19 protein-coding genes are annotated in these 24703 nt (G+C 60.0%); 11 read left to right on the forward strand and 8 right to left on the reverse strand.

Going from position 1 to position 24703, the window contains the following annotated elements; all coding sequences use genetic code 11:
* Nucleotides 1-220 precede the first annotated feature (220 nt).
* From thrC to LG371_RS03395, 5 genes are all read right to left on the reverse strand, one after another.
* On the reverse strand, nt 221-1633 hold the full coding sequence (gene thrC / locus LG371_RS03375) for a threonine synthase (RefSeq protein WP_225747751.1): 1413 nt from the start codon (nt 1631-1633) through the stop codon (nt 221-223).
* A gap of 164 nt (nt 1634-1797) precedes the next feature.
* Nucleotides 1798-2547, reverse strand: a complete 750-nt coding sequence (locus LG371_RS03380; protein ID WP_225747752.1) for a Nif3-like dinuclear metal center hexameric protein — start codon at nt 2545-2547, stop codon at nt 1798-1800.
* Between the two features lie 216 nt (nt 2548-2763).
* Nucleotides 2764-3945, reverse strand: coding sequence for an SGNH/GDSL hydrolase family protein (locus LG371_RS03385; protein ID WP_067592676.1), 1182 nt, complete (start codon nt 3943-3945; stop codon nt 2764-2766).
* Nucleotides 3946-4038: 93 nt separating this feature from the next.
* A complete protein-coding gene (locus tag LG371_RS03390) occupies nt 4039-5100 on the reverse strand; it encodes a DUF459 domain-containing protein (protein ID WP_067592739.1) in 1062 nt (353 codons plus the stop codon).
* A 462-nt stretch (nt 5101-5562) separates the two neighbouring features.
* Complete coding sequence (locus tag LG371_RS03395; RefSeq protein ID WP_067592672.1) at nt 5563-6999, reverse strand: MBOAT family protein; 1437 nt, start codon at nt 6997-6999, stop codon at nt 5563-5565.
* A gap of 339 nt (nt 7000-7338) precedes the next feature.
* Between LG371_RS03395 and brnQ the strand changes: the two genes are divergently transcribed.
* The 3 genes from brnQ to mutL all read left to right on the forward strand — a co-directional run bounded on the left by brnQ (nt 7339) and on the right by mutL (nt 12320).
* Entirely contained in the window at nt 7339-8679 is a 1341-nt protein-coding gene (gene brnQ, locus LG371_RS03400) for a branched-chain amino acid transport system II carrier protein (protein WP_225747753.1), read from the forward strand.
* 379 nt (nt 8680-9058) lie between these two features.
* On the forward strand, nt 9059-10162 hold the full coding sequence (aroC, locus tag LG371_RS03405; protein WP_225747754.1) for a chorismate synthase: 1104 nt from the start codon (nt 9059-9061) through the stop codon (nt 10160-10162).
* 211 nt (nt 10163-10373) lie between these two features.
* Nucleotides 10374-12320, forward strand: a complete 1947-nt coding sequence (gene mutL, locus LG371_RS03410; protein ID WP_225747755.1) for a DNA mismatch repair endonuclease MutL — start codon at nt 10374-10376, stop codon at nt 12318-12320.
* A gap of 180 nt (nt 12321-12500) precedes the next feature.
* On the opposite strand, the gene LG371_RS03415 is transcribed toward mutL, so the two are convergent.
* The 3 genes from LG371_RS03415 to clpS form a co-directional block, all read right to left on the reverse strand.
* A complete protein-coding gene (locus LG371_RS03415) occupies nt 12501-13142 on the reverse strand; it encodes a hypothetical protein (protein ID WP_067592657.1) in 642 nt (213 codons plus the stop codon).
* Nucleotides 13143-13245: 103 nt separating this feature from the next.
* Nucleotides 13246-15546, reverse strand: coding sequence for an ATP-dependent Clp protease ATP-binding subunit ClpA (gene clpA, locus LG371_RS03420; protein ID WP_067592654.1), 2301 nt, complete (start codon nt 15544-15546; stop codon nt 13246-13248).
* Between the two features lie 2 nt (nt 15547-15548).
* A complete protein-coding gene (gene clpS / locus LG371_RS03425) occupies nt 15549-15854 on the reverse strand; it encodes an ATP-dependent Clp protease adapter ClpS (protein ID WP_067592651.1) in 306 nt (101 codons plus the stop codon).
* Between the two features lie 360 nt (nt 15855-16214).
* Here clpS and LG371_RS03430 point away from each other — a divergent pair, with 360 nt between their 5' ends.
* The 8 genes from LG371_RS03430 (at nt 16215) to LG371_RS03465 (ending at nt 24569) form a co-directional block, all read left to right on the forward strand.
* Nucleotides 16215-16418, forward strand: a complete 204-nt coding sequence (locus tag LG371_RS03430) for a cold-shock protein (protein ID WP_003822547.1) — start codon at nt 16215-16217, stop codon at nt 16416-16418.
* A 231-nt stretch (nt 16419-16649) separates the two neighbouring features.
* A complete protein-coding gene (locus LG371_RS03435; protein ID WP_225747756.1) occupies nt 16650-18119 on the forward strand; it encodes a DegQ family serine endoprotease in 1470 nt (489 codons plus the stop codon).
* A 117-nt stretch (nt 18120-18236) separates the two neighbouring features.
* On the forward strand, nt 18237-20177 hold the full coding sequence (locus LG371_RS03440) for an ATP-binding cassette domain-containing protein (RefSeq protein ID WP_225747757.1): 1941 nt from the start codon (nt 18237-18239) through the stop codon (nt 20175-20177).
* A 165-nt stretch (nt 20178-20342) separates the two neighbouring features.
* Entirely contained in the window at nt 20343-20690 is a 348-nt protein-coding gene (locus LG371_RS03445; RefSeq protein ID WP_225747758.1) for a hypothetical protein, read from the forward strand.
* Nucleotides 20691-20785: 95 nt separating this feature from the next.
* Nucleotides 20786-21862, forward strand: coding sequence for a peptide chain release factor 1 (gene prfA, locus LG371_RS03450; RefSeq protein ID WP_067592641.1), 1077 nt, complete (start codon nt 20786-20788; stop codon nt 21860-21862).
* A gap of 129 nt (nt 21863-21991) precedes the next feature.
* Nucleotides 21992-22726 (forward strand): tetratricopeptide repeat protein, encoded by a 735-nt coding sequence (locus tag LG371_RS03455; RefSeq protein WP_082890748.1) that lies wholly within the window; start codon nt 21992-21994, stop codon nt 22724-22726.
* A 113-nt stretch (nt 22727-22839) separates the two neighbouring features.
* Entirely contained in the window at nt 22840-23811 is a 972-nt protein-coding gene (rfaE1, locus tag LG371_RS03460; RefSeq protein ID WP_225747759.1) for a D-glycero-beta-D-manno-heptose-7-phosphate kinase, read from the forward strand.
* A 197-nt stretch (nt 23812-24008) separates the two neighbouring features.
* Entirely contained in the window at nt 24009-24569 is a 561-nt protein-coding gene (locus LG371_RS03465; protein ID WP_225747760.1) for a hypothetical protein, read from the forward strand.
* The last annotated feature ends 134 nt before the right edge of the window (nt 24570-24703 follow it).

Here is a 24703-nt window from a genome sequence, read left to right on the forward strand (position 1 = left end):
GCGGCTCGGCCGGTGTAGCGGCCGCGGCGGTCGGCCAGCAGCGGCGCGGGGTCGGCCACGATTTCGCGATCGCTCAGAAAGGTGCGCAGGGAGGGCAGGATGTCGGCTGGGTTCATAAGTAAGAGGCTACCTGAAAAATATCTGCGAAGTATAGTGGATGAAATTTGCGATGGTCGAAATATTTTCAGGTAGCCTTATGCACACAGGCTACCTGAAAAAATCAACCCAAGGTTTGCACCATCAGCTCCCGCACCGCCTGCGCGCTGTTGGGCAGCACGGCCACGCGTTGCGGCAGGTTTTCCAGCCCGGCGAGCGCGGCGGGGCGCGGCACGTCCACATGATGCCCGGCGGCTTCGTCGATGATGTCGGCAAACTTGGCCGCCAACGCGGTTTCCAGGCAAACGATGGTTTCGCCCGCCTCGCGCAGCTCGCGCGCCACTTTCACGCCGTCGGCGGTGTGCGGGTCGAGCCATTCGCCGTCGCTTTCGTGCACGGCGCGGATGGTGGCGAGGCGGTCGGCGTGGTGGCTGGAGCCGGATACGAAGCCGAATTCTTCGCGGATACGCGGCAGCTCGGCGGATAAATCGAAACCTTCGCCATCTGCCACCCGCTGCCACAATGAGGCTACCTGAAAATGGTCGCGCCGCAATAAATCGAACACGAAACGCTCGAAATTAGAGGCTTTGGAAATGTCCATCGAAGGGCTGGAGGTAACGTAGGTGTGCGCGGCGCTGCGCGGGCGGTAGCGGCCGGTGCGGAAGAATTCGTCCAGCACGTCGTTTTCATTGGTGGCCACAATCAGGCGGCGGATGGGCAAGCCCATCATGCGGGCAATATGCCCGGCACAGATGTTGCCGAAATTGCCGCTGGGCACGCAAAAGCTCACTTGCTCGCTGTTGCTGGCGGTGGCACGGAAATAGCCGGCGAAGTAGTACACGATTTGCGCAAGGATGCGCCCCCAGTTGATGGAGTTGACCGTGCCGATGCTGTATTGCTGCTTGAAGGCGACATCATTTTGCAGCGCTTTCACGATGTCTTGGCAGTCGTCAAACATGCCTTCGATGGCGATGTTGTGGATGTTTTCGTCGGCCAGGCTATACATTTGGGCGCGCTGGAAGGCGCTCATTTTGCCGTGCGGCGAGAGCATGAACACATGGATGCCGGCCTTGCCGCGCAGGGCATATTCGGCAGCGGAGCCGGTGTCGCCGCTGGTGGCGCCGATGATGTTGAGCCGTTTGCCTTCGCGCGACAGCACGTATTCGAAGGCGTGGCCGAGAAACTGCATGGCCATGTCTTTGAAGGCCAGCGTGGGGCCGTTGGAGAGGGCTTGGATTTTGATGCCGTCGGCGAGGGTGCGCATGGGGGTGATGCTGCTTGTGCCAAACACGGCTTCGGTGTAGGTATTCTCCACCAGGCGGCGCAGGTCTTCGGCCGGAATGTCGCCCGCAAACAGGCTCATGATTTCAAATGCCAATTCGGAGTAGCTCAGGCTGCGCCAGCGTTGCAGCGTGTCGGCGTCGATTTGCGGATAGCGCTCGGGCAGCATCAGACCGCCGTCGGGCGCGAGGCCCATAAGCAGGACTTCGCTGAAGGATTTGGGGGCGGTTTGGCCGCGCGTGCTGATGTATTTCATGGGTTTATCCCGTTAGATGAGTGAGGGGCTAGGAAAACTAAAGGCTACCTGAAATTTCTAAGGCTACCTGAAAGCGTAAGCTTCAACGCAGTGGACGATGTTTGGGCGTAGCCCAAGCTGAGTTTCTGCGAAGCTAAAATGCCGCTTCGGCAAAGCCAAAACCATCAAGCCGGATTGTCTTCATCGAAAAACCGGCATTCCAGCGCGAATTCCTGCTGCAAACGCCCGGCCAGCGCCTGGATGCCGTAGCGTTCGGTGGCATGGTGGCCGGCGCTGATGAAAAGCGTGCCGTTTTCCTTGGCCAAGTGGTATTGCGCTTCGGAAATCTCGCCGGTAACGAAGGCATTGGCGCCGAGGTCAATGGCCTGCCGGAAAAAGCCCTGCGCGCCGCCGCTGCACCAAAACAGCCTGCGCACGGAGCGTTGCAAATCCCCGGCCGCCACGGGCTGCCTGCCGAGGGCGGCGGCCAGCTGCGCCACCAGCGCGGCGCCGTCGGTATCGGACGGCGGGGCGCCGTACATCAGCAGGTTTTGTTCGCCGGTTTGGCCGTCGATGCGCCAGCCGAGGCGTTGGGCAAGCTGGGCGTTGTTGCCGACTTCGGGGTGGGCGTCGAGCGGCAGGTGGTAGCCGGCCAGGTTGATGTTGTGGCGGAGGAGGGCGGCGATGCGGCGGTGTTTCCAGCCGGTGATGGTAATCGGCTCGCTCTTCCAAAACAGGCCGTGGTGCACCAGGAGCATATCGGCTTCCTGTTGCACGGCATAGTCGATGGCGGCCAGGCTGGCGGTTACGGCGCACACGATTTTGCGCACGTTTTCGCGCCCTTCCACTTGCAGGCCGTTGGGGGCGTAATCCTGAAAAGCGGAAATTTGCAGGAATTGGTTGCACCAGCTGATGATGTCTTGGCGGTTCGGCATAGGGTGTCCTGTGATTCGGGATGGTGTTTTAGCTTCGCAGAAACTCACTCCGTTCGTTTTCAGGTAGCCTTTTGTGTGTTTGAGGCTACCTGAAAAATAAAGCCTGCCGGTTTTGGTTTGGTTTAGCAACAACCTAGCCTTCTTCCGAAAGCTGGTTTTCAGGTAGCCTGCTGTGTGAGGCTACCTGAAAACGCAAACCAAGCCTATTAAAGTAGGCTATTTGTTGGCCAGCTTGATGATGTCGTCGGCCAGCTGCGAGGCGGCGGTTTGGTAACCTTGGGCGGAGAAGTGCACGCCGTCGCGGGCGCCCAGGCCGCGCGCCACCCAGCCTTTCATGCTGCACGGCCCGCCCATGGCGGCCTGCCACGACCAATACAGGGTTTGCTCCTGCTGCGCCACGTCGCGCTGCATCTGCTGCACGGCATCCAGATAGGGTGGGCGCTGGCCGCATTGGCCGTGCTTGGATTTGAGCGATTCGGGCGCGCCGATAATCAAAATGCCGGCGCCGGGCAGGGCTTCTCGGATACGACCGACGGTTTCCGCCCAAATGCGTTTGGTTTGCGCCACATCCAGATGGCTGTTGAAGGCTTCGTTGGTGCCGTAGGCGAGAATCACCAAATCGGCCTGCGTGGCCGACAAATCCTGCATCCAGTCGGCGCGCCAGCTGCCCCATTGCGACAACTGCGAGCCGTTGATGCCCATCGCCGACACAATCACGCCGGGGCGGTCGTTTTCGATATTAATGTGGCCGATTTCCCAAATGTCGCCGGGCTGCGAGCGGTAGCTCAGGGGCAGCTGGGCGGTGAAGGAGAAATACTGCCAGGCGTTGCTGCCGAGGTTGGGCAGCGAGGCCACTTGGCGGCCTTGCGCGTCTTGCACGCTCAGGGCGTTGTCGGCAAACACCGGGCGGGCGATGATGGTAACCTGCTGGGCTTCGCCGATCGGCTTACGCGGGTTGACCGTGGTGTGGCCGCCGCCGGAGGAGCGGTTCAAAATGCCGCCCAGCGGGAATTCGGCGCGGGCGTTGCGGCTGCTCAGCACCTGCCAGCCGCTGCTGCTGTGCAGCACTTGGGCGTTGCGCTGGCCGGCCACGTTGTTGGGATACACCCAGCCGATGCCGCCGTCGCCCCACTGCTGTTGCAGGCGGGTGCGCAATTCGTTGGTGAAATAGTCGCCGGCGGTGTGGGAATCGCCGATTTGCACGATGCGGAATTTCACGTTGCCGCCGCGGTTGAGGCGTTGCAGCTTGTCGAGCCACACGGGCTGCCAGCTGCCGTAGTTGGTGAGCTCGGCTTTTTCAGGGGTGCCTTGAGCGGCGGTTTCGGCACCGCAGGCCTGGCAGGCAAACAAACAAACGGCCATCAAGGCCAGCTTGCGGCCTTCTTTAAACAAAAACATCGGTCTTACTGTCCTTCAATCTTGCTGGGCGGCAAATCGGCTTTCCCTTGCGTGGCTTGCCAAGCCCGTGGCGGGAGATGCCTGTTTGCCGGTTTACTTCCCGCGCGCTGCCATGGTTTCGGAAGCGGCGGCCGGAACGCCCGGCTCGTGGGCAGATGCGGGCCGGTAGTAGATACGGCTGGCAATCTGTTCGGCCAGGAATTGTTGTCCCTTTATGGTGAAATGAATACCGTCTTTGCTGCGCAGGCGGACGGTTTGCCCGTTTATGGTGATGCTGTCGCGGTATTGCCCGTCTTCGCCGCCCATGATTTTGTCGGTGGGCAGCCAGATGGATTTGCCGGCCAGCTCACTGGCGAACAGTTCGTCCAGATAGCGCATTTGGGCATTGAGGCGGCGGTTTTTCATCAGCGGCACGCCCATCCAGATGAGGCGGACGTTGGCTGCCTTGGCCGCGCCTGCAATGCGCTCGATGCGCTGCCGGTATTCCTGTTCCCATTCCGGGCTTTGGAATTTCAGGTAGCCTCGGGTGCCGGGCTGGGGATTGGGGAAATCCCAGGGGTCGTTTGGCCCTAAAAACACCACCAGCAACCTGATTTTTTGGTCTTCCCGCAAGGTTTTTTCTATGGTGGCCGGCCAGTCGAAGAAGCTGGGGTAAGACAGGCCGGTGCTTTGGCGGCTGAGGTTGATGGAATCGATGCCGTATTCGCTGCTCAACCAGCGCTGCACATGCGGCGCCACGCCTTCCATCATGGAATCGCCGGCGAAGAATACTTTGTCTCCGGCGGTGAGCTGCACGCGGTCGGGCTGGGCTTGCGCCAAAGCTGCGCCGCCGTGCGCCGGATCGGAAGCGGCGGCAGGCTGGCTGGCGGCAGGCGCTACCGTATCGGGCGACGGCAGGGCTGCGGCCTGGTTTGGCGCGGCGTGTTGCTCGCGCCAGCTTTCGTTGCGCACTTCCAGCCAACCGACGGCGTTTTCGTGCTGCCGCAGCGATGCCTGCTGCCAGCGGCTGCCGGCCCGCCACCAGCCGTAGTCGTTTAGTTTTTCCAGCGGGCTGGCGCGGTGGTAGGTTTGCTGCCAATAGGCATTGATGGAATCTTGGCTGAACCACACGGTGAGCAGGCCGGTAAGCAGCAGCGCCAAATACAGCCGCCACACCGGCGAGGGGGCGGGTTTGCTCAGGCTGGCGGGCTTGAAGGCAGGCTGGGTTTCTTTGGCCGGCCGGCGCTTGGGCGTTTGCTTTGCCGCTTTGGGTTTAGGTTGGTGTTTGGCGGCCTGTGCTGCTCTAGAGGCTACCTGAAAACGGATGCCGTGTTTTTTTGCGGAATCGGCACCTTTCGGCGGCTGTTTGGCCTTCGCTTCGGCCGGCTCCGCCTTGGCCGGCGCAGCAGCCGTTTCCTGCTCGGGCTCGGGCAAATCCAGCGGCAGCTGTTTGTCGGCCTCCGCTTTGCGGCGGGCGGCTTGTTCTTTGTATTTGTGTTTTCGCGCTCTGCGTTTGGCTTGGTTGGGCTTCATGGCTCAATCGCTTTGTTTTATCGTGAATTCATTTCAAACCAAGACTACTTTGTCTCGCCTTATCCCGATTGAAACCGAATCCGCTATTGTTATTTATTTTAGTTGTTAAAAGTTGGCATAAATAAACCCGGGAATACCCGAGGGGGCAAACACCATCAGCAGCCACATGGCCGCGCCCATCGGCAGCGGCCACGCCCACATCGGCAGCCGCTCCAGCAGGGAAACGAAGCCGTTAAACAGGCGCGCTAGCGCGCCGTAGCACAGCAGCGCAAGCACCATCGCGCCCAACACCAGCAGCGTTTCCAAATCCGGCATACCGCTGCCGCCCCTGCCCAACAGCGATTGGAACATCAGCCCGGCATCGCTCAGGCTAGGCGTGCGGAACACCACGAAGGCGAGGCAGACGAAGTTGACGGTAAAAAACACGCCCACGGCCTTGCCCAGCCTCGACGAACCGGACAGCCATTCGCGCTTGCCCAGCAGTTTGTCGCCGATATTCAAGCCCACCAGCACCGCGCCGTGCAGCGCGCCCCACAGCAGGAAGTTCCAGCCATGGCCGTGCCAGATGCCGGAAAGCAGCATGGCCGCCATCAGGTTGAGCTGGGTGCGCAGCCAGCCTTTACGGCTGCCGCCCAGCGGGATGTAGATATAGTCGCGGATCCAGGTGGAGAGCGTGATGTGCCAGCGGTCCCAGAAATCGCGCAGGTTGAACGCGCGCAGCGGCATGGCGAAGTTTTGCGGCAAATTGAAGCCCAGCAGCATGGCCATGCCCACCACCAAATCGGTGTAGCCGGAAAAATCCAAAAACAGCTGCACTGTGTAGCCATATACCGCGGTAAGCACGGTGAGCCAATCATACTGCATCGGGTTTTCAAACACCGGATCCACCCAGTTGCCGCCGAGCACGCCGGCCAGCCACCATTTTTTGCAGATGCCCAGCACAATCAGGCCGATGGCCAGCGCGGGGCGGATCATGGCGCGCGGCGTTTCGGCGCGGATTTGCGCGGCCATGCCCTCGTGCGTGCCGTGGATGCTTTTGAGCTTGCCGGCGCGGGCAATCGGCCCGGAAGTGATGGTGGGGAAAAAGCTGAAATACAGCAGCAGCTCGCGCCATTTGAGCCGCACATCTTCATTGCGGTACACCGACACCAGATAAGCAATGCCTTGGAAGGTGTAATAAGAAATGCCCAGCGGCATCAGGATATCCAGCGCCGGGTCGTGCAGCCCGCGCTGCAAATACGGCAGACAGAAATCCGAATATTTGAAAAACGACAGGTTCAGCACCGCCAGCACCACCCCGGCCGCCAGCCAGCGCCGTCGCGCCGCCTGCCCCCTGCCCTGCGAGATGCCGGAGGCAATCACCGCCACGCCCAGCGAAAACGCCGCCACCGCCGCCGCAAAACTCCAATGCAGATAGCCCAGCCAGCCCAGGCCGGTGAGCAGCAGCAGCCAGTTCTGCCAGCGCGGGCGTTTGGCCAACAGCCAGTAAACCGGAAAGAAGCAGAGGAAAAAAACGGCAAATTCGATAGACAGCAACGGCATAAAATCAAGGCGGTAAGGAAAGGGTTAATCCGTGCAGCGAAAGTGTGGGATTATACTGTTTCCCGCCGCAGGGATAAAGCGCTTTACACGCCGGCCCGTTCCCCAAAGAGGCTACCTGAAAACCTGTTTTGCCCATCTGCCAAACCGGCCTCCCCGTTTTTCAGGTAGCCTTCATGGCCGCGCGGGCAGGCTGCCTGAAAGCGCCGGTTGCCGCGAAATATTAGCACGCCATCCCGCGCCCGCCCTGTATCTTTCCCAAGCAATTCGGTATCATAGCGCCTTTTTCGCGCGGCAGGCCACGCACCGTGCCGCCACAGGCAGATATAGAGAAACCCCAAAATGAACAAAAACACCTTCGTTATCGGCTTCATGCTGTTCGCCATCTTTTTCGGCGCCGGCAACCTCATCTTCCCGCCCACGCTCGGCCTCAACAGCGGCCCCGAATTCTGGCGCACCCTCGCCGGCTTCGTGATTACCGGCGTCGGCCTGCCGCTCTTGGGCATCGTGGTGAGCGCCTTCTACCAAAACGGCTACAAAACCGCGCTCAACCGCATCCACCCCTGGTTTTCCGTGCTCTTCCTGATGGCCATCTACCTCACCATCGGCCCCTTCTTCGCCATCCCGCGCACCGGCGCCACCTCCTACGAAATGGCCATCCTGCCCTTCATCGGCGAAGCCGGCGCCGGCTCACTGCTCGCCTTCACCGTGGTTTACTACGCGCTCACCCTGTGGCTGAGCCTGAACCCCTCCAAAATGGTGGAACGCATCGGCGCCATCCTCACCCCCGCCCTGCTGGTTTCCATCCTCGCCCTCATCGGCAAATCCATGTGGTGGCTGTTCGGCAGCGCGCCCACCCTGCACACGGTCAACTTCGGCGGCCAATCCGCCTTTCTGAGCGGCTTCATCGGCGGCTACCAAACCATGGACGTGCTCGCCTCCGTGGCCTTCTCCGTGATTGTGATCAACGCCATCAAAGCCAAAATGCCCGCCGGGCAGCGCGACAACAAAATAGTGGTAAAACAAACCTTTGTGGCCGGCATCATCGCCGCCGCTTCGCTGGCCGTGATTTATGTCGGCCTCGCCTGGGTGTGCAACCGCCTGCCCGTGCCCGAGCAAACCCTGACCGACTTGGCCGCCAAAAACCAAGACATCGGCTCCTTCCTGCTCACCACCGCCGCCTACGAAACCTTCGGCAGCTTCGGCCGCATCCTGTTCGGCACCATCGTTACCCTCGCCTGCCTCACCACTTCCGTGGGCCTGGTTACCGCCGTGGGCGAATTTTTCTACGGCCTGTTCCCGCGCATCAGCTACCGCGCCTATGTGGTGTCGCTCACGCTGGTGAGCTTTATCCTGGCCAATCAGGGCTTAAGTACGGTAATCAGCAAATCCGTGCCCGTGCTGATGGTGCTCTACCCCATCGCCATGACCATCCTGCTGCTGCTCCTGATTGACAACTTCGTCCGCCCGCTGCCCGTGCTGTCGCACCGCCTCGCCGCCGGGCTGGTTACCATCATCTCCATCCTCTCCGTGGCCGGCGCCGAATTTATCAAACAACTGCCGCTGCAAGCCTTCTCGCTCGAATGGCTGCCCTTCGCCCTGGCCGGCATCCTCATTGGCTGCGCCGGCGGCTTGGCAGGCAAACCGGCTGCCGATAGCGAAAGGCCTGATGCCAACGCATAAAGATGTGGAAGCATAAAAAGGCTACCTGAAAAACAATGCCGCATTTTTCAGGTAGCCTTTTGCCGTTTAAGCACAGCGGTTCTAATATTTTCAGCTAGCTCCCTCAACCATCCCCGCCATCAGGCTACCTGAAAGCGTTAGCTTCAACGAAGTTAAAATGAGCAACGCGAATTTCTGCGAAGCTAAAACCTCAACTTCAGCGCAGCCAAAACCAAAGCCCAACGCGGCAAACACCAGCAAAACCAATTTCGCCCACGCCCGCCTGCCCTTGCCCAAGGCCGTCTTCCGCCAAGCGCCACATCATTTTTCAGGTAGCCCCTTATCCCCACCCCCTTTGTGCTACACTTACCCCCATTTTCCACACAATCAAACACCCATCATGCCCAGCAACTCCTTCGGACAACTTTTCCGCATCGCCACCTTCGGCGAAAGCCACGGCGCCGGCATCGGCTGCATCATCGACGGCTGCCCGCCCGGCCTCGCCCTTGCCGAAGCCGACATCCAGCCCGACCTCGACCGCCGCCGCCCCGGCACCAGCCGCCACGTTACCCAGCGCCGCGAAGCCGACCAAGTAGAAATCCTCTCCGGCGTATTCGAAGGCCGCACCACCGGCACACCCATCGCCCTCTTCATCTGCAACACCGACCAGCGCAGCCGCGACTACGGCAACATCGCCCAGCAATTCCGCCCCGGCCACGCCGACTACACCTACTGGCACAAATACGGCACGCGCGACTACCGCGGCGGCGGCCGCAGCTCCGCCCGCGAAACCGCCGCCCGCGTGGCCGCTGGCGCCGTGGCCAAAAAATGGCTGCGAGAGCAGTTCGGCACCGAAATCGTCTGCTGGGTTAGCCAAGTGGGCGAGCGCGAAATCGCCTTCGAAGGCGAAGAATTTATCAGCCAAAACCCCTTCTTCGCCGCCAACCAATCGCAAATCGCCGAGCTCGAAGCCTATATGGATTCCGTGCGCAAATCGCTCGATTCCGTGGGCGCGCGGCTGCACATCGAAGCGCGCAGCGTGCCCGTCGGTCTCGGCGAGCCCGTGTTCGACCGGCTCGATGCCGACATCGCCCACGCCCTGATGAGCATCAACGCCGTGAAAGCCGTATCCATCGGCGACGGCTTCGACGTCGTCTCCCAACGCGGCAGCCTGCACGGCGACGAACTCACACCCCAAGGCTTCGCCAGCAACCACGCCGGCGGCATCCTCGGCGGCATCTCCACCGGCCAAACCATCCGCGCCGACTTCGCCGTGAAACCCACCAGCTCCATCGCCACCCCGCGCCGCAGCATCGACATCCACGGCAATCCCGTCATGCTCGAAACCCACGGCCGCCACGACCCCTGCGTCGGCCTGCGCGCCGCCCCCATCGCCGAAGCCATGCTCGCCCTCGTGCTCATCGACCACGCCCTGCGCCACCGCGCGCAAAACGCCGACGTGTGCGTGGATACGCCCGATATCGCCAAACTGCAAGGCGGTTAAACCAAAGGCTACCTGAAAGCGTTAGCTTCAACGAAGCCAAAACGAGCACAGCAAATTTCTGCGAAGCTAAAACGTCGGCTTCAGCAGAGCGGAACCGCAATCCGAACTTTTCAGGTAACCCGAACCGCCAACCAACCCCAGCCCGGACATTCCTGCCCGACACCGCACAAAAGGCTACCTGAAATTTCAGCCAGCCAACCCTGAGACCATCATGCCCCGCATCCACGCCCTGCCCGACCACCTTGTAAACCAAATCGCCGCCGGCGAAGTGGTGGAACGCCCCGCCGCCGCGCTCAAAGAAATCATCGAAAACAGCCTCGACGCTGGCGCCAGCCGCATCCAAATCGAGCTTGCCGGCGGCGGCATCCGCCTCATCCGCGTGGCCGACAACGGCAGCGGCATCCACCCCGAAGACCTCCCCCTCGCCCTCTCCCGCCACGCCACCAGCAAAATCGCCTCCCTGCAAGATTTGGAACACGTGCGCAGCATGGGCTTCCGCGGCGAAGGGCTCGCCAGCATCGCCTCCGTATCCCGCCTCACCCTCACCAGCCGCCAAGAAGGCAGCCCCCGCCCGCCAAGTGCGCGCCCGCGACGGCAAATCGAGCCCGCCGCCCCTGCCGCCCACCACGTCGGCACCAGCGTGGAAGTGGCCGACCTCTTCTTCAACACCCCCGCCCGGCGCAAATTCCTCAAATCCGAAAACACCGAATACGCCCACTGCGCCGCCGTGTTCGACCGCCTCGCCCTCGCCCACCCGCAAGTGGCATTCACCCTTTCCCACAACGGCAAAACCACCGCCAACTACCCCGCCCAAAGCCTGAGCGAACGCATCGCCGCCGTGCTCGGCCAAGATTTTCAGGTAGCCTCACTGCCCGTTGACAGCGGCAGCGGTTCGCTCCGCCTCTCCGGCCTCATCGCCAAGCCCACCTTCTCCCAAGGCCGTAGCAGCCAGCAGTATTGCTTCGTAAACAACCGCTTCGTGCGCGACAAAGTCATGCTGCACGCCGTGAAGCAGGCCTACCGCGACGTACTGCACCAGCAAATCACCCCCGCCTTCGCCCTCTTTCTCGAGCTGCCGCCCGAAATGGTGGATGTCAACGTCCACCCCACCAAAACCGAAATCCGCTTCCGCGACAGCCAAGCCGTACACCAGCTCATTTTCCACACCCTCAACAAAGCCCTCGCCGACACCCGCGCCAGCCAAACCGACAGCGTGAGCAACGCCGGCAGTCTGCTGCAACAGCGGCACAACCAAAGGCTACCTGAAAACGAACTTAGCGAGTTTCGCCAAAACGAACGTAGTGAGTTTCTGCGCAGCAAAAACGAGCCAAGCGAGTTTCGCCAAAACAGGCAAAGCGGTTTTTCAGGTAGCCCGCAGCAACGCCCCGCCGCCTACACCCCCACCCGCGCCCCGCAGCAGCAACGCCTCACCCTGCAAGAAAGCCGCGCCGCTTGGCACACCTACGCCCAGCTCTACCAGCCAAGCAGCCACGACCCCGAGCTCGCCGCCCTCGAGCAAAGCCGCCTCGCCCCCCACGCCGAAGCCGACTCCCCGGCCCCAGAAGCCGCAGAATACCCGCTCGGCTTCGCCATCGCCCAACTGCTCGGCATCTACATCCTCGCCCAAGCCGAAAACAGCCTGCTGCTCATCGACATGCACGCCGCCGCCGAGCGCGTGAACTACGAAAAAATGAAAGCCCAGCGCCAAAGCCACGGCAGCCTGCGCAGCCAGCAGCTGCTCATCCCCGTGAGCTTCGAAGCCGGCCACGAAGAAATGGCCGCCCTGGCCGAACACGCCGACCTGCTGCGCCAATACGGCCTCGACTGCACCCCCCTCGGCAGCCACAGCATCGCCGTGCGCGCCGTGCCGCAGATGCTCGGTAAAGCCGACATCCCCGAGCTTGCCCGCAGCATGCTGCGCGAAGCCGCCCACACCGGCAGCATCCAAACTGTGGAAGCGCGCGAAAACCGCATCCTCAGCACCATGGCCTGCCACGGCTCCGTGCGCGCCGGCTGCCGCCTCACCCTGCCCGAAATGAACGCCCTCCTGCGCGACATGGAAAACACCCCCCGCAGCAACCAATGCAACCACGGCCGCCCCACCTGGGTCAAACTCTCCCTTGCCGATCTGGATGCCCTGTTCCTGCGCGGCCAGTAGCCAAGCCGCCACCAGTTGGGCAGGCAAAAAAAGGCTGCCTGAAAGCATCAGCTTCAGGCAGCCTTATTCATGCACAACAACATATCGTGCCATTACGTTTTTCAGGTAGCCCCTATCCAGCAAGAGGCTACCTGAAAAAGTAAGCAGGGGAAAATAGAAACCGGTTTTACCAAAGCAAAATCAAAACACACGCTGTATCAGTGGCCTGAACGACTTGCTTTCCAGCTCACCGAGCCCGTAGATTTTGGCCACACTGCCGTACGGGCGGGTTTGAAACTGGAACTCAAGCCTGGCATCGCGCCATTGCAGCCCGGAGGAAATATTGGCAACTAGGCAGTCGCCGGTTTGGCGGCTGCAAAACTCCAGCCAAGCGCGGCTGAGTGAAAAAAGTTTTTCATCCCCTTCGTGAGCCGCCCGGATTTTGGATTGGCGGTATTGCGCCATAAGAAACCGGAAAATCGGCAGGATTTTTTCGCGATCGGCGGTACGGTAATGGCCGGATATATCGCCGCCATAAGCCCCTCTTTTCATGTCTTCAACCGTTACCGGAGCTTCCGTCAAGACATCAGGGGGAAACAGCCACATATCCAACACCAGCGAATCGTCTTTTGCCAGACCGTCGGCAAATATAACCAACTCTCTATCTTCTACCAAGGAAGCAGGGACACTAGAGGCTGCCGTAGAAGCCACACTCAATGGCATAGGCGAGCTTACCGCCTGCTGTCCGCTTGCAGCCGCAGCTTCTTGTGCTGGGGTGGATGGCGAACACGCGGCCAGCAAACCAGCTGCCAATATTGCGGCAATATTTAGGTATTTCTTCATACCACCTTCCATATAACCATTTAATTTAATGGCGTTATTATGTTTTCAGGTAGCCTCTTACCGGATAGAGGCTACCTGAAAAATTGTATCGCACCCATCCGCCTCAGCTGCCGGCGTCCACCACTCTGCCGCGTTTGGTTTTGGCGGCGGAGAAGGAGAGCGTCACCTTGTCTCCTTTCGTGTCGTAGCCGATGGTCACTTCGCCACCTTTGCTCAAGCGGCCGAAGAGCAGCTCGTCGGCCAGCACGCGGCGGATTTTGTCTTGAATCAGCCGCTGCATGGGGCGGGCGCCCATTTGCGGGTCGAAGCCCTGCTCGGCCAGATAGCTGCGCAGGCCGGTGGTGAAGTGGGCTTCCACGTTTTTTGCCAAGAGCTGCTGCTCCAGCGCGAGCAGGAATTTGTCGGTTACCTTGGCGATGATTTCGTTATCGAGCGGGGCGAAGGAAATCACGGCGTCGAGGCGGTTGCGGAATTCGGGGGTGAAGGCTTTTTTCAGCGCTTCGCCCTCGTCGCCGCTCATGCGCTGGCGGGTGAAGCCGAGCACGGGGCGGCTGAGGCTTTCGGCGCCGGCATTGGTGGTCATGATGACGATGGTGTTGCGGAAGTCGGTTTTGCGGCCGTTGTTGTCGGTGAGCGTGCCGTAGTCCATGATTTGCAACAAGATATTGTGCACATCCGGGTGGGCTTTTTCGATTTCGTCTAGAAGCAGCACGCAGAAGGGCTGTTTGTTTACGGCTTCGGTGAGCAGGCCGCTCTGCTCGAAACCGACATAGCCGGGCGGTGCGCCGATGAGCCGGGCCACAGCGTGGCGCTCCATGTATTCGGACATATCGAAGCGTTGCAGCGGCACGCCCAGAATATAGGCAAGCTGGCGGGCAACTTCGGTTTTGCCCACGCCGGTAGGGCCGGAAAACAGGAAGCTGCCGATGGGTTTTTCCGTTTGCCCAAGGCCGGAGCGCGACATTTTGATGGCAGCGGCCAGCGCTTCGATGGCGGCATCTTGGCCGAACACCATGTTTTTCAGGTTGCGCTCGAGGTGGCGCAGCACTTCTTTGTCGTCTTTGGATACGGTCTGCTCGGGAATGCGGGCGATTTTGGCCACCACTTCTTCTATCTGCGCGGCTTCAATCACATCGCGCCGTTTGTCGCCGGGCAGGATGCGCTGGGCGGCGGCGGCTTCGTCGATGAGGTCGATGGCTTTGTCGGGCAGGAAGCGGTCGTTCAGGTAGCGCACGGAAAGCTCGGCGGCGGCGCTGAGGGCGTGCTGGGAGAAGCGGATTTTGTGGAAGGATTCGAGCGCGGGTTGCAGGCCTTTGAGGATTTCCACGGTTTCGGCCACACTGGGCTCGGCCACGTCGATTTTCTGGAAGCGGCGGCTGAGGGCGTGGTCTTTAGCGAAGATAGTGCGGTATTCGTCGTAGGTAGTGGCGCCGATGCAGCGCAGGTGGCCTTTGGAAAGGGCGGGCTTGAGCAAGTTGGAAGCATCCATGGTACTGCCGGTGGTGCTGCCCGCGCCGATGATGGTGTGGATTTCGTCGATAAACAGGATGGAATGTTCGATTTTGGCCAGCTCTTTGAGCACGGCTTTGATGCGGGCTTCAAAATCGCCGCGGTATTTGGTGCCGGCCAGGAGCGAGCCCATATCGAGTGCAAACACGGTGGCGCCGGCCAGCGCTTCGGGCACGTCACCGTGTTCCAATCGGTAGGCCAGACCTTCGGCCAGCGCGGTTTTGCCCACGCCGGCCTCGCCCACCAAGAGCGGGTTGTTCTTGCGGCGGCGGCACAGGGTTTGCATGAGGCGTTCCATTTCCATGCCGCGACCCACCAAGGCGTCGATGCGGCCTTCGCGCGCTTCCACGTTTAGGTTCACGGTGTATTTGGCCAGCGCATGGCGGATGGGTTTGTTTTCGCCTTCTTCATCCGGCTCGGCTTCGCCTTCGGCTTTTTCGGTGTCGGCCAGGCGTTCGGGCACGATGCCGTGCGCCACAAAATTCAGAATCTCGCTGCGCCCCACGGCTTGCAGGCCGAGGAAATACACGGCATGGCTGTTTTTTTCCGACATCAGCGCCACCAGCACGTCCACCGGCATCACCTGCCGCTTGCCGGCCGACTGCACGTGCACAATCGCCCGCTGGATCACGCGCTGGAAGCCGAGCGTGGGCTGGGTTTCGCCCGATTCGGGCGAGTCTTCGGGCAGGATGGGCGTGTTTTCCTCGATGCTGATGGCCAGCTGTTCAGCCAGCAGCGGGATGTTCACGCCGCATTCTTTCAGCACGGCGCGCACCTCGTCGCTCTCCTGCATCAGCGAGAGCAGCAGGTGCTCGATGCCGATAAACTCATACCGCTGCGAGCGGGCGTCGGCATAAATCACCTGCAAAATACTTTCCAGTTCTTTCGACAGCATAATCACACCTCCTCAACCGTGCACAGCAGCGGATGGCCTGCCTGCCGGGCCAGGTTTTGCACTTGCTGGTGTTTGGTGTCAGCAATATCTTTCTGATAAACGCCGCACAGTCCTTTGCCTTCGTGATGCACTTGCAGCATCACCGCTTCCGCCAGGTTTTCAGGTAGCCTGAACACATCCACCAGCAGCATGACCACAAAATCCATCGGCGTGTAGTCGTCGTTCAACAAAAACACACCGTATTGCTTGGGTGGCGGCAGCGGCTGCTGGTCGAGCTGCGGCTTCACCGCCTGTTTGGTATCTGACATAATTTTTATTATTCAATAAAATACAGGGCATTTTACACCGATACGCCCGTTTTGCGTTTTCCCCGGCAGCCATCCCGCCGCCAATTAACAGATAATGCCTGCAAATTATATTCAACGATACGGCAGAAAACAAAATCAGGGCAAAAGCTCGTTTTTCTGTCTGTTTTTTGCGATTTTTAACGTTATTATTCAAACATTACTTGACTGTTAAGCCAGCCTGCGCGACACTTACCCCCGCAAGTGCGGCAGGCCGGAATCTTCCGGTTCAGCAGCTGAACTAACCGTTTAACCCAACACAGTCGTTTTCCTGCTTTGCCAACCTGCTTTTTTGATTTTTGTTTTTTAGATAGGATGTTTAGTATGGCAACTGGTACTGTTAAATGGTTTAACGACGCTAAAGGCTTTGGTTTCATTACCCCCGACGAAGGCGGCGAAGATTTGTTCGCCCACTTCTCCGCAATCAACATGAACGGCTTCAAAACCTTGAAAGAAGGCCAGAAAGTTTCTTTCGAAGTAACCACCGGCCCCAAAGGTAAGCAAGCCTCCAACATCCAGCCGGCCTAATCGGCTGTTTCCCGAAGAAAGACAGGTAGCTGCCTGTCTTTTTGCGTTTGCACGGCATGATTTCACATCATTCCCGAAAACAGCCCACCGAAATATTTTTCAGGTAGCCTCTGCCGTCCGGCAGGCTACCTGAAAACGCAAAACCTTGAAATCACAACGCCAAACTGGCTTCAAGCCCGAGCTTGGGCTACAATCCCGCTACCGTTGTTTCCCCCATTTTCATTTCCCATCATGCCGAAACCCGCCGCCCGCCTCCTCCTGCCCATCCTCGCCGCCCTGCTCCTGTTAAACGGATGCGGCCGCGACGATGCCGCCGATTCCGGCGACACCCCCTTCGTGAAAACCGTTAGCGCACCGGCAGGCAGCGGTGCCGCCGATATGCTGCTGCCCGACTTCACCAAACTAGTCGAGCAAGAAGGCGGCACCGTGGTCAATATCCAAGCCAGCCGCAGCGACGAAGCGCAAACCGCCTCCGGCCAAGACGGCTTCGACCAACTGCCGGAAAACGATGCCTTCTCCGAATTTTTCAAACGCCTCCAGCCCAACCAGTCCGACCAAATAGAATCCGACGAAGACGAATACAACTTCGGCTCCGGCTTCCTCATCAGCGCCGATGGCTATATCCTCACCAACACCCACGTGCTCAGCGGCATGAACAACATCAAAGTGATGCTCAACAACCGCCGCGAATACACCGCCCGCCTGGTCGGCTCCGACACGCAAACCGACATCGCCCTTTTGAAAATCGACGCGCAAAACCTGCCCACCGTGAAAATCGGCAATCCCAAAGACCTGCGCGTGGGCGAATGGGTGGCCGCCATCGGCGCACCCTTCGGCTTCGACAACAGCGTCACCTCCGGTATCGTATCCGCCAAAGGCCGCAGCCTGCCCAATGAAAACTACACCCCCTTCATCCAAACCGACGTGGCCATCAACCCTGGCAACTCTGGCGGCCCTTTGTTTAACCTGCGCGGGCAGGTGGTGGGAGTGAACTCGCAGATTTATAGCCAATCGGGCGGTTTCATGGGCATCTCCTTCGCCATCCCGATCGACGTGGCCATGAACGTGGCCGACCAGCTGCGCCGCAACGGCAAAGTGGAGCGCGGCCGCATCGGCGTGGTGATTCAGGAAGTCAACTACGACCTGGCAAAATCCTTCGGCCTCGAAGCCGCCAACGGCGCCCTGATTTCGCAGGTGATTCCCGGAGGCCCCGCCGACAAAGCCGGCCTACAGCCTGGCGACATCGTGCAGAGCGTGAACGGCGAAAGCGTAAAAGCCTCCAGCGACTTGCCTGTGCTCGTGGGCATGATGACGCCCGGCACCCGCCTCACCCTTGGCATCTGGCGCAACGGCCGCCGCGAAGACGTGCAAGTCACCCTCGGCTCCGGCAGCACCAACACCGCCGACAACGCCGCCCGCCCCGGCAGCGAGCGCAAAACCGACAACAGCGCCGGCTTCAGCTCCGAGCTCACCGGCCTGCAACTGCGCAGTCACAGCCAAGGCCTGCTCGTATTGCAAGCCAGCGGCCCCGCCCAGCGTGCTGGCCTGCGCCGCGGCGACATCATCCTCATGGTAACCCGCACCGCCGTAAGCGACGAAAACAGCTTCAGCCAAGCCCTAAACCACGCCGACAGCGCCGTCGCCCTGCTCATCCAGCGCGGCAGCAGCAAGCTCTTCCTGGCCCTCGAGCTCAACCGTTAGCCGTGCACCCGCACAAAGGCTACCTGAAACCCGTTCGCCCGCGCGCAGAACTTTTCAGGTAGCCTTTTTCAGGTAGCCCATCGGCTGCCCAACCTTTTTCCAACACACCAACACAACATGATAGAAATCACCCGCCTCACCCTCCAGCGCGGCCACAAAATCCTGCTCGAACAAGCCACCGCCCGCATCCCCCCCGGCCGCCGCGTCGGCCTCATCGGCAAAAACGGCAGCGGCAAATCCAGCCTTTTCGCCCTCATCAAAGGCGAAATCGGCGCCGACGCCGGCGAAATCCGCCTGCCCCCGCATTGGAAACTCGCCGCCGTCGCCCAAGACACCCCCGCCCTCAACACCAGCGCCTTAGACTACGTATTGCAAGGCGATGCCGAGCTGCAAACTTTTCAGGTAGCCCTCAAAGCAGCCGAAGAGCAAAACAATGGTCACGCCATCGCCGAATACCACGCCAAGCTCGAAGAAATCAACGCCTACACCGCCCCCGCCCGCGCTGCCAAACTGCTCAGCGGGCTCGGTTTTTCCCAAGCCGAACACAGCCGCCCCGTCAAAGCCTTTTCCGGCGGCTGGCGCATGCGCCTCAACCTCGCCCAAGCCCTCATGTGCCGCGCCGACCTCCTCCTGCTCGACGAGCCCACCAACCACCTCGACTTAGAAACCGTCCTCTGGCTGGAAAACCACCTCGCCGCCCTGCCCTGCACCCAAATCATCATCTCCCACGATCGCGACTTCCTCAACGCCGCCACCAACCACACCATCGAGCTCGCCCAACGCCAGCTCCACAGCTACAGCGGCAACTACGACTTCTACCAGCAGCAACGCGCCCAACGCCTCGCCAACCAGCAAGCCGCCTACGTCAAACAGCAAGCCCACATCCAACACCTCCAATCCTTCATCGACCGCTTCAAAGCCAAAGCCACCAAAGCCAAACAAGCCCAAAGCCGCATCAAAGCCCTCGCCAAACTCGAGCTCGTCGCCCCCGCCCACCTCGACAGCAGCTTCAGCTTCAGCTCCCCCCCGCCCGAGCACCTGCCCACCCCCCTGATCAAGCTCGACCAAGTCAGCTTCGGCTACAGCGGCCAAACCATCCTGCGGCAAATCAGCCTCTCCCTCGAAAGCGGCGCCCGCCTCGGCCTGCTCGGCGTTAACGGCAGCGGCAAATCCACCTTCATCAAAGCCCTTTCAGGTAGCCTTGAGCCCCAAAGCGGCCAAATCATCCGCGCCGACAAACTCAAAATCGGCTACTTCGCCCAACACCAGCTCGACACCCTCCGCGCCGACCAAAGCCCCCTCTGGCACATCCAGCGCCTCAGTCCCGAAGCCAAAGAGCAAGACATCCGCAACTTCCTCGGCGGCTTCGACTTCGCCGGCGACATGGCCGTCCAGCCCATCGCCCCCTTCTCCGGCGGCGAAAAAGCCCGCCTCGCCCTGGCCATCATCGTTTGGCAGCAGCCCAACCTCCTCCTGCTCGACGAACCCACCAACCACCTCGACCTCGACATGCGCCACGCCCTCACCCTCGCCCTGCAAAGCTTCCAAGGCGCACTCATCGTCGTCTCCCACGACCGCAGCCTGCTCGAAGCCACCACCGACAGCTTCCTGCTCATCGACCAAGGCCACCTGAAAACCTTCGAAGGCGACCTCAACGACTACCGCCGCCTGCGCCTTGCCCAAACCAACCCCGAAGCCGCCCCGCCCGCCTCCGCCGCCAGCCAAAACCGCAAAGACGAAAAACGCCTCGCCGCCCAAATCCGCCAACAACGCGCCCAACGCAGCAAACCCATCCAGCAGAAAATCGAACACGCCGAGCAGCTCCTCGCCAAACTTTCCGCCGAACAAGCCGAATGCGAAGCCTTCCTCGCCTCCGAAGAAGCATATAAGGAACACAATAAAGCCAAATTGCACCAATACTTAGCCAAAACAGCCGAAGTCAAAGTACAATTAAGCCAAACAGAAGAAAGCTGGCTCGCCCTGCAAGAAGAACTCGAAGCCGTCTATCAGGCAGTCGAGCAGGAATTCGGCCAGCCATTGCCAGAAAAGGGAAAATAACATGCAGAAATCATCGCTACTTACCATTTTCGCCCTCGCCTGCCTCAGCGCAAGCGCTTCCCCGTATATAACTGCGGCAACGGCAGCTACAGCAACAAACCCGGCCCCGGCTGCCAACGCGCCGACCTGCCAGCATCGGCCGCTACACCGCCGCACCCCGCCCGCGTGCCCGCCCGCCCCGGCGCCCGTGGCTGCCGCACCCGCCAGCCGCGGGTCAGCGCCGGCAGCCCGCAGGCCGCCGTATACCGCGCCCCCGCGCCCGCCGCACCCGTGGCCGCCGCCCCCTCCGGCCGCACCAACAGCGGCCGCCGCCTGATTCTCGAGCAAGAGCTGGCCAACGAACGCCGCGCCCTGGCCGACGCGCAAAAAGCCCTCACCGAAAGCCGCACCCTGCCCAAAGGCGACCAAGCCGCCTACGCCGCCCACCAAGCCCGCGTGAGCAGCCTGCAAAGCGACGTGCTCGACCGCCAGCAAAACATCCAAGCCCTGCAGCGCGAACTCAGCCGCATGTAGGCCGCAGCGGCAAACACCGCCGCATTTGCTATAATCCTTTTCAGGTAGCCTCTTCCATTGTTTGAGGCTACCTGAAAATTGTTTGAAAGCCCCACATGAAACCCTCCGTTTTAAGCAAACTCCAATCCCTTTCCGAGCGGCTCGAAGAAGTTACCGCCCTGCTCAGCACCCCCGAAGCCACCGCCGATATTTCCCGCTTCCGCCAGCTTAACCAAGAGCACGCCGAGCTCACCCCCGTGGTCGAAGCCTACCGCCAATACCGCCAGGCCGAAAGCGACCTTGCCGACGCCGAAGACATGCTTTCCGACCCCGAAATGAAAGACTTCGCCGCCGAAGAAATCGAAGCCGCCAAAGCCAAAATCAGCAGCCTCGACACCGAGCTGCAAAAGCTCCTGCTGCCCAAAGACGAAGACGACGGCAAAAACATCTTCCTCGAAATCCGCGCCGGCACCGGCGGCGACGAAGCCGCCCTTTTCGCCGCCGACCTCTTGCGCATGTACACCCGCTTTGCCGAACGCAACCGCTGGCAGGTAGAAATCGTTTCCGCCAACGAAAGCGACCTCGGCGGCTACAAAGAAGTCATCGCCCGCATCGCCGGCATCGGCGCCTACGGCCGGCTCAAATTCGAAAGCGGCGGCCACCGCGTGCAGCGCGTGCCCGCCACCGAAAGCCAAGGCCGCATCCACACCTCCGCCTGCACCGTGGCCGTGATGCCCGAAGCCGACGAGCTCGAAGAAATCCAGCTCAACCCCGCCGAGCTGCGCATCGACACCTTCCGCGCCTCCGGCGCCGGCGGCCAGCACATCAACAAAACCGACTCCGCCATCCGCATCACCCACCTGCCCACCGGCATGGTGGTCGAATGTCAAGACGGCCGCAGCCAGCACGCCAACAAAGCCCAAGCCATGAAAGTGCTCGCCGCCCGGCTTAACGACAAACAAAAGCGCGAAGCCCAAGCCAAAGAAGCCGCCGAACGCAAATCCCTCATCGGCAGCGGCGACCGCAGCGAACGCATCCGCACCTACAACTACCCCCAAGGCCGCATCACCGACCACCGCATCAACCTCACCCTGCACAAGCTCGATTTCGTGATGGACGGCGACATGGAAGAAATCACCAACGCCCTGGTGGCTGAACACCAGGCCGAACTGCTGGCCGCCATGGGCGAATAGTTTCCACCCGTTTTCAGGTAGCCTCCTGCCAAGCCAAAGGCTACCTGAAAACCGACAGCACATCATTTTCAGGTAGCCCCACATTGCGAAAACCATCGGGCATACCATCCACCTAACGGACACCCAGCCATGAAACCACACCTGCTCGCCCTAGTCCTCCCCATTTTGCTGCTGGCGCCAAGCGCCCACGCCGCCCCACCCTCGCAAATAGTGCGTGCTGCCCCACCGCCCGCCCAAGCCCAAGCGCCGAGCAGGCTACCTGAAAACATGCAGCGCGAATTGTCGCAGGCCGCCGCCTTAATCCAGCGCCACCAAAGCGCCCAAGCCCTGCCGATGCTAAACCGCCTGGTTGCCCAAGCCGATGCCAAGCTGCGCGCCCACCGCAACGTGCGTGCCGCCGGCAATCAGGCGCACGCCCTCCTGCTGCTGGGCGAAGCCGCCAACCGCAGGCAAGACACAGAAGTCGTATCCGCCGAATGGCTGATGCCGCGTTATCTGCGCGCCTTCGTTTATGTGGAGCAGAGAAACTACGCCGCAGCGGCGGCAGATTTGGATGCCGCCCTGAAAATCGCCCCCTACGAGCCGCAGTTTTTAAGCGAACGCGGGCAAGTGGCCAACGCGCAAAAAGATTTTGCCGCCGCCAACCGCCTGTTTAACCGTTTGCACGAAGCCGCCAAAACGCTGCCCGACCGGGCGCAGACAGTCTATTTCCAAGGCATGGCCTTGCGCGGCCTAGGCTACGCCGCAGTGGAACGCGGCCAATGGCAGGCCGCCGAACGCCACTACCGCCAAGCCCTGCAACTGAACCCGAACGACCAAACCGCCCGAAACGAATTGCGGTTTGTGCAGCAACATCGGCAATAATGTTTGGCCGGTAGGCTGGGTATGCATGCCCGGCACATAATTTTCAGGTAGCCCCAAGCCGCATTCAGGCTACCTGAAACCCCCCACACCGCCCCGCCGCAAAGGATTCCACCATGACCGCCCCCCTGCCCGACCACCTCCCCCGGCTCTTTACTTCCGCCCGTGTCCTCGTGGTGGGCGACACCATGCTCGACCGCTACTGGTTTGGCGGCGTAGAGCGCATTTCCCCCGAAGCGCCCGTGCCCGTGGCCAAAATCGAGCGCATGGACCAGCGCGCCGGCGGCGCCGGCAACGTGGCCCGCAACATCGCCTCGCTCGGCGGCCAAGTCGGCCTGCTTTCCATCGTCGGGCAAGACGAAGCCGCCCGCGAGCTGGAAAACATCATCCAAAGCAACGGCGTGCAAACCTTCCTCCAGCGCGATCCCGATATCGCCACCACCGTCAAGCTGCGCGTCCTCTCCCGCAACCAGCAGCTCCTGCGCATCGATTTCGAAGAAACCCCCGGCCAACACGTGCTCCGGCAGCTCAACCAGCAATACCGCAGCCTGCTGCCCAGCTACGACGCCGTCATCCTCTCCGACTACGGCAAAGGCTGCCTGCACCAAGTGGCCGACATGATCGACTTTGCCCGCGCCCACCACAAACCCGTGCTCGTCGATCCCAAAGGCGACGACTACGAAAAATACGCCGGCGCCCACCTCATCACCCCCAACCGCAGCGAACTGCGCCAAGTGGTCGGCGCCTGGCGCAACGAAGCCGAGCTTACCGAAAAAGCCGAAGCCCTGCGCCGCCACCTGCAACTGAGCGCCCTGCTGCTCACCCGCAGCGAAGAAGGCATGAGCCTCTACGAGCCCGACCACATCAGCCACCAGCCCACCCGCGCACAGGAAGTGTTCGACGTATCCGGCGCCGGCGACACCGTGATCGCCACCATGGGCCTCGCCTTGGCCGCCAAGCTCAACCTGCGCCAAGCCATGCACATCGCCAACGCCGCCGCCGGCGTGGTCGTGGCCAAGCTCGGCACCGCCGTGTGCAGCCAACAAGAGCTGCAAACCGCCCTGCAGCAAGATCTGGCCGCCCAATAAACCCCACCCGCTCACACAGCAAAAGGCTACCTGAAAAACGAAAACCCGTTTTAACTGCGCTGAAGCTGATGTTTTCAGGTAGCCTTACTTGTACTCCTTAAATAACACATCATCGTTGCAAGCTATCTGTAGCCTGCGCAATACCTGATTGAGCTTATCCCACCTTACTTCAATCATCCTGATAAAAGGAATTTGAGATGGATAAACAGCAACCTTCAACACCTAAGCCTGATCCAACAATCGGGGCTGGTTCTCAACATTCTCCTCATCTAATAAGCCGTCTAAAACGCTTTTCCCCATGGTTGTGGAGCATAGCTATCTTAATAATAATTCCATATATAATAATAAGTTGGGGTTACTGTAGAGCATTAATTCTAGGAAGAATTCAACCATCCTCCTACATAAGTTTTCCTTTAGGGCAAAACAAGCAAGTAACTTTGAATAAAACTTTTTATTTAAAACACCAATACTGTGTTGATATGAATATAGAGTTTATTGATGGAATGAAGAAGGTATTTGGTGAAGACTACGATAAAGGAAATTATATTTTCAATGAGTCCGCCGACAATATACAAAGAAACTTTTCAGGACTAGATAATAATATAAAAACACAAGTTTATAGATTTCAGGTTGTAGCATACAACTCAAACAATATTGAAATAATAAATAAAGAATATACCAACACTAATGAAGTATCTAACGTATGGAGCGGCACCATAACAAATGACAAAAATAAGTCTTATCTTGTTGAATTTTAGTGCTTTACCCTACCTAGAGGAGAATATAAATTTGTCATTACAGATAAAAGCAAACATATCAATGAGTTTAATGAAGTAATAACATCCATTGGAATTAATCCAAATTACGACTTGAAGTAATCCAATATTCGGAT

Source organism: Eikenella sp. Marseille-P7795 (assembly GCF_916618725.1).
Classification (GTDB): Bacteria; Pseudomonadota; Gammaproteobacteria; order Burkholderiales; family Neisseriaceae; genus Eikenella; species Eikenella longinqua.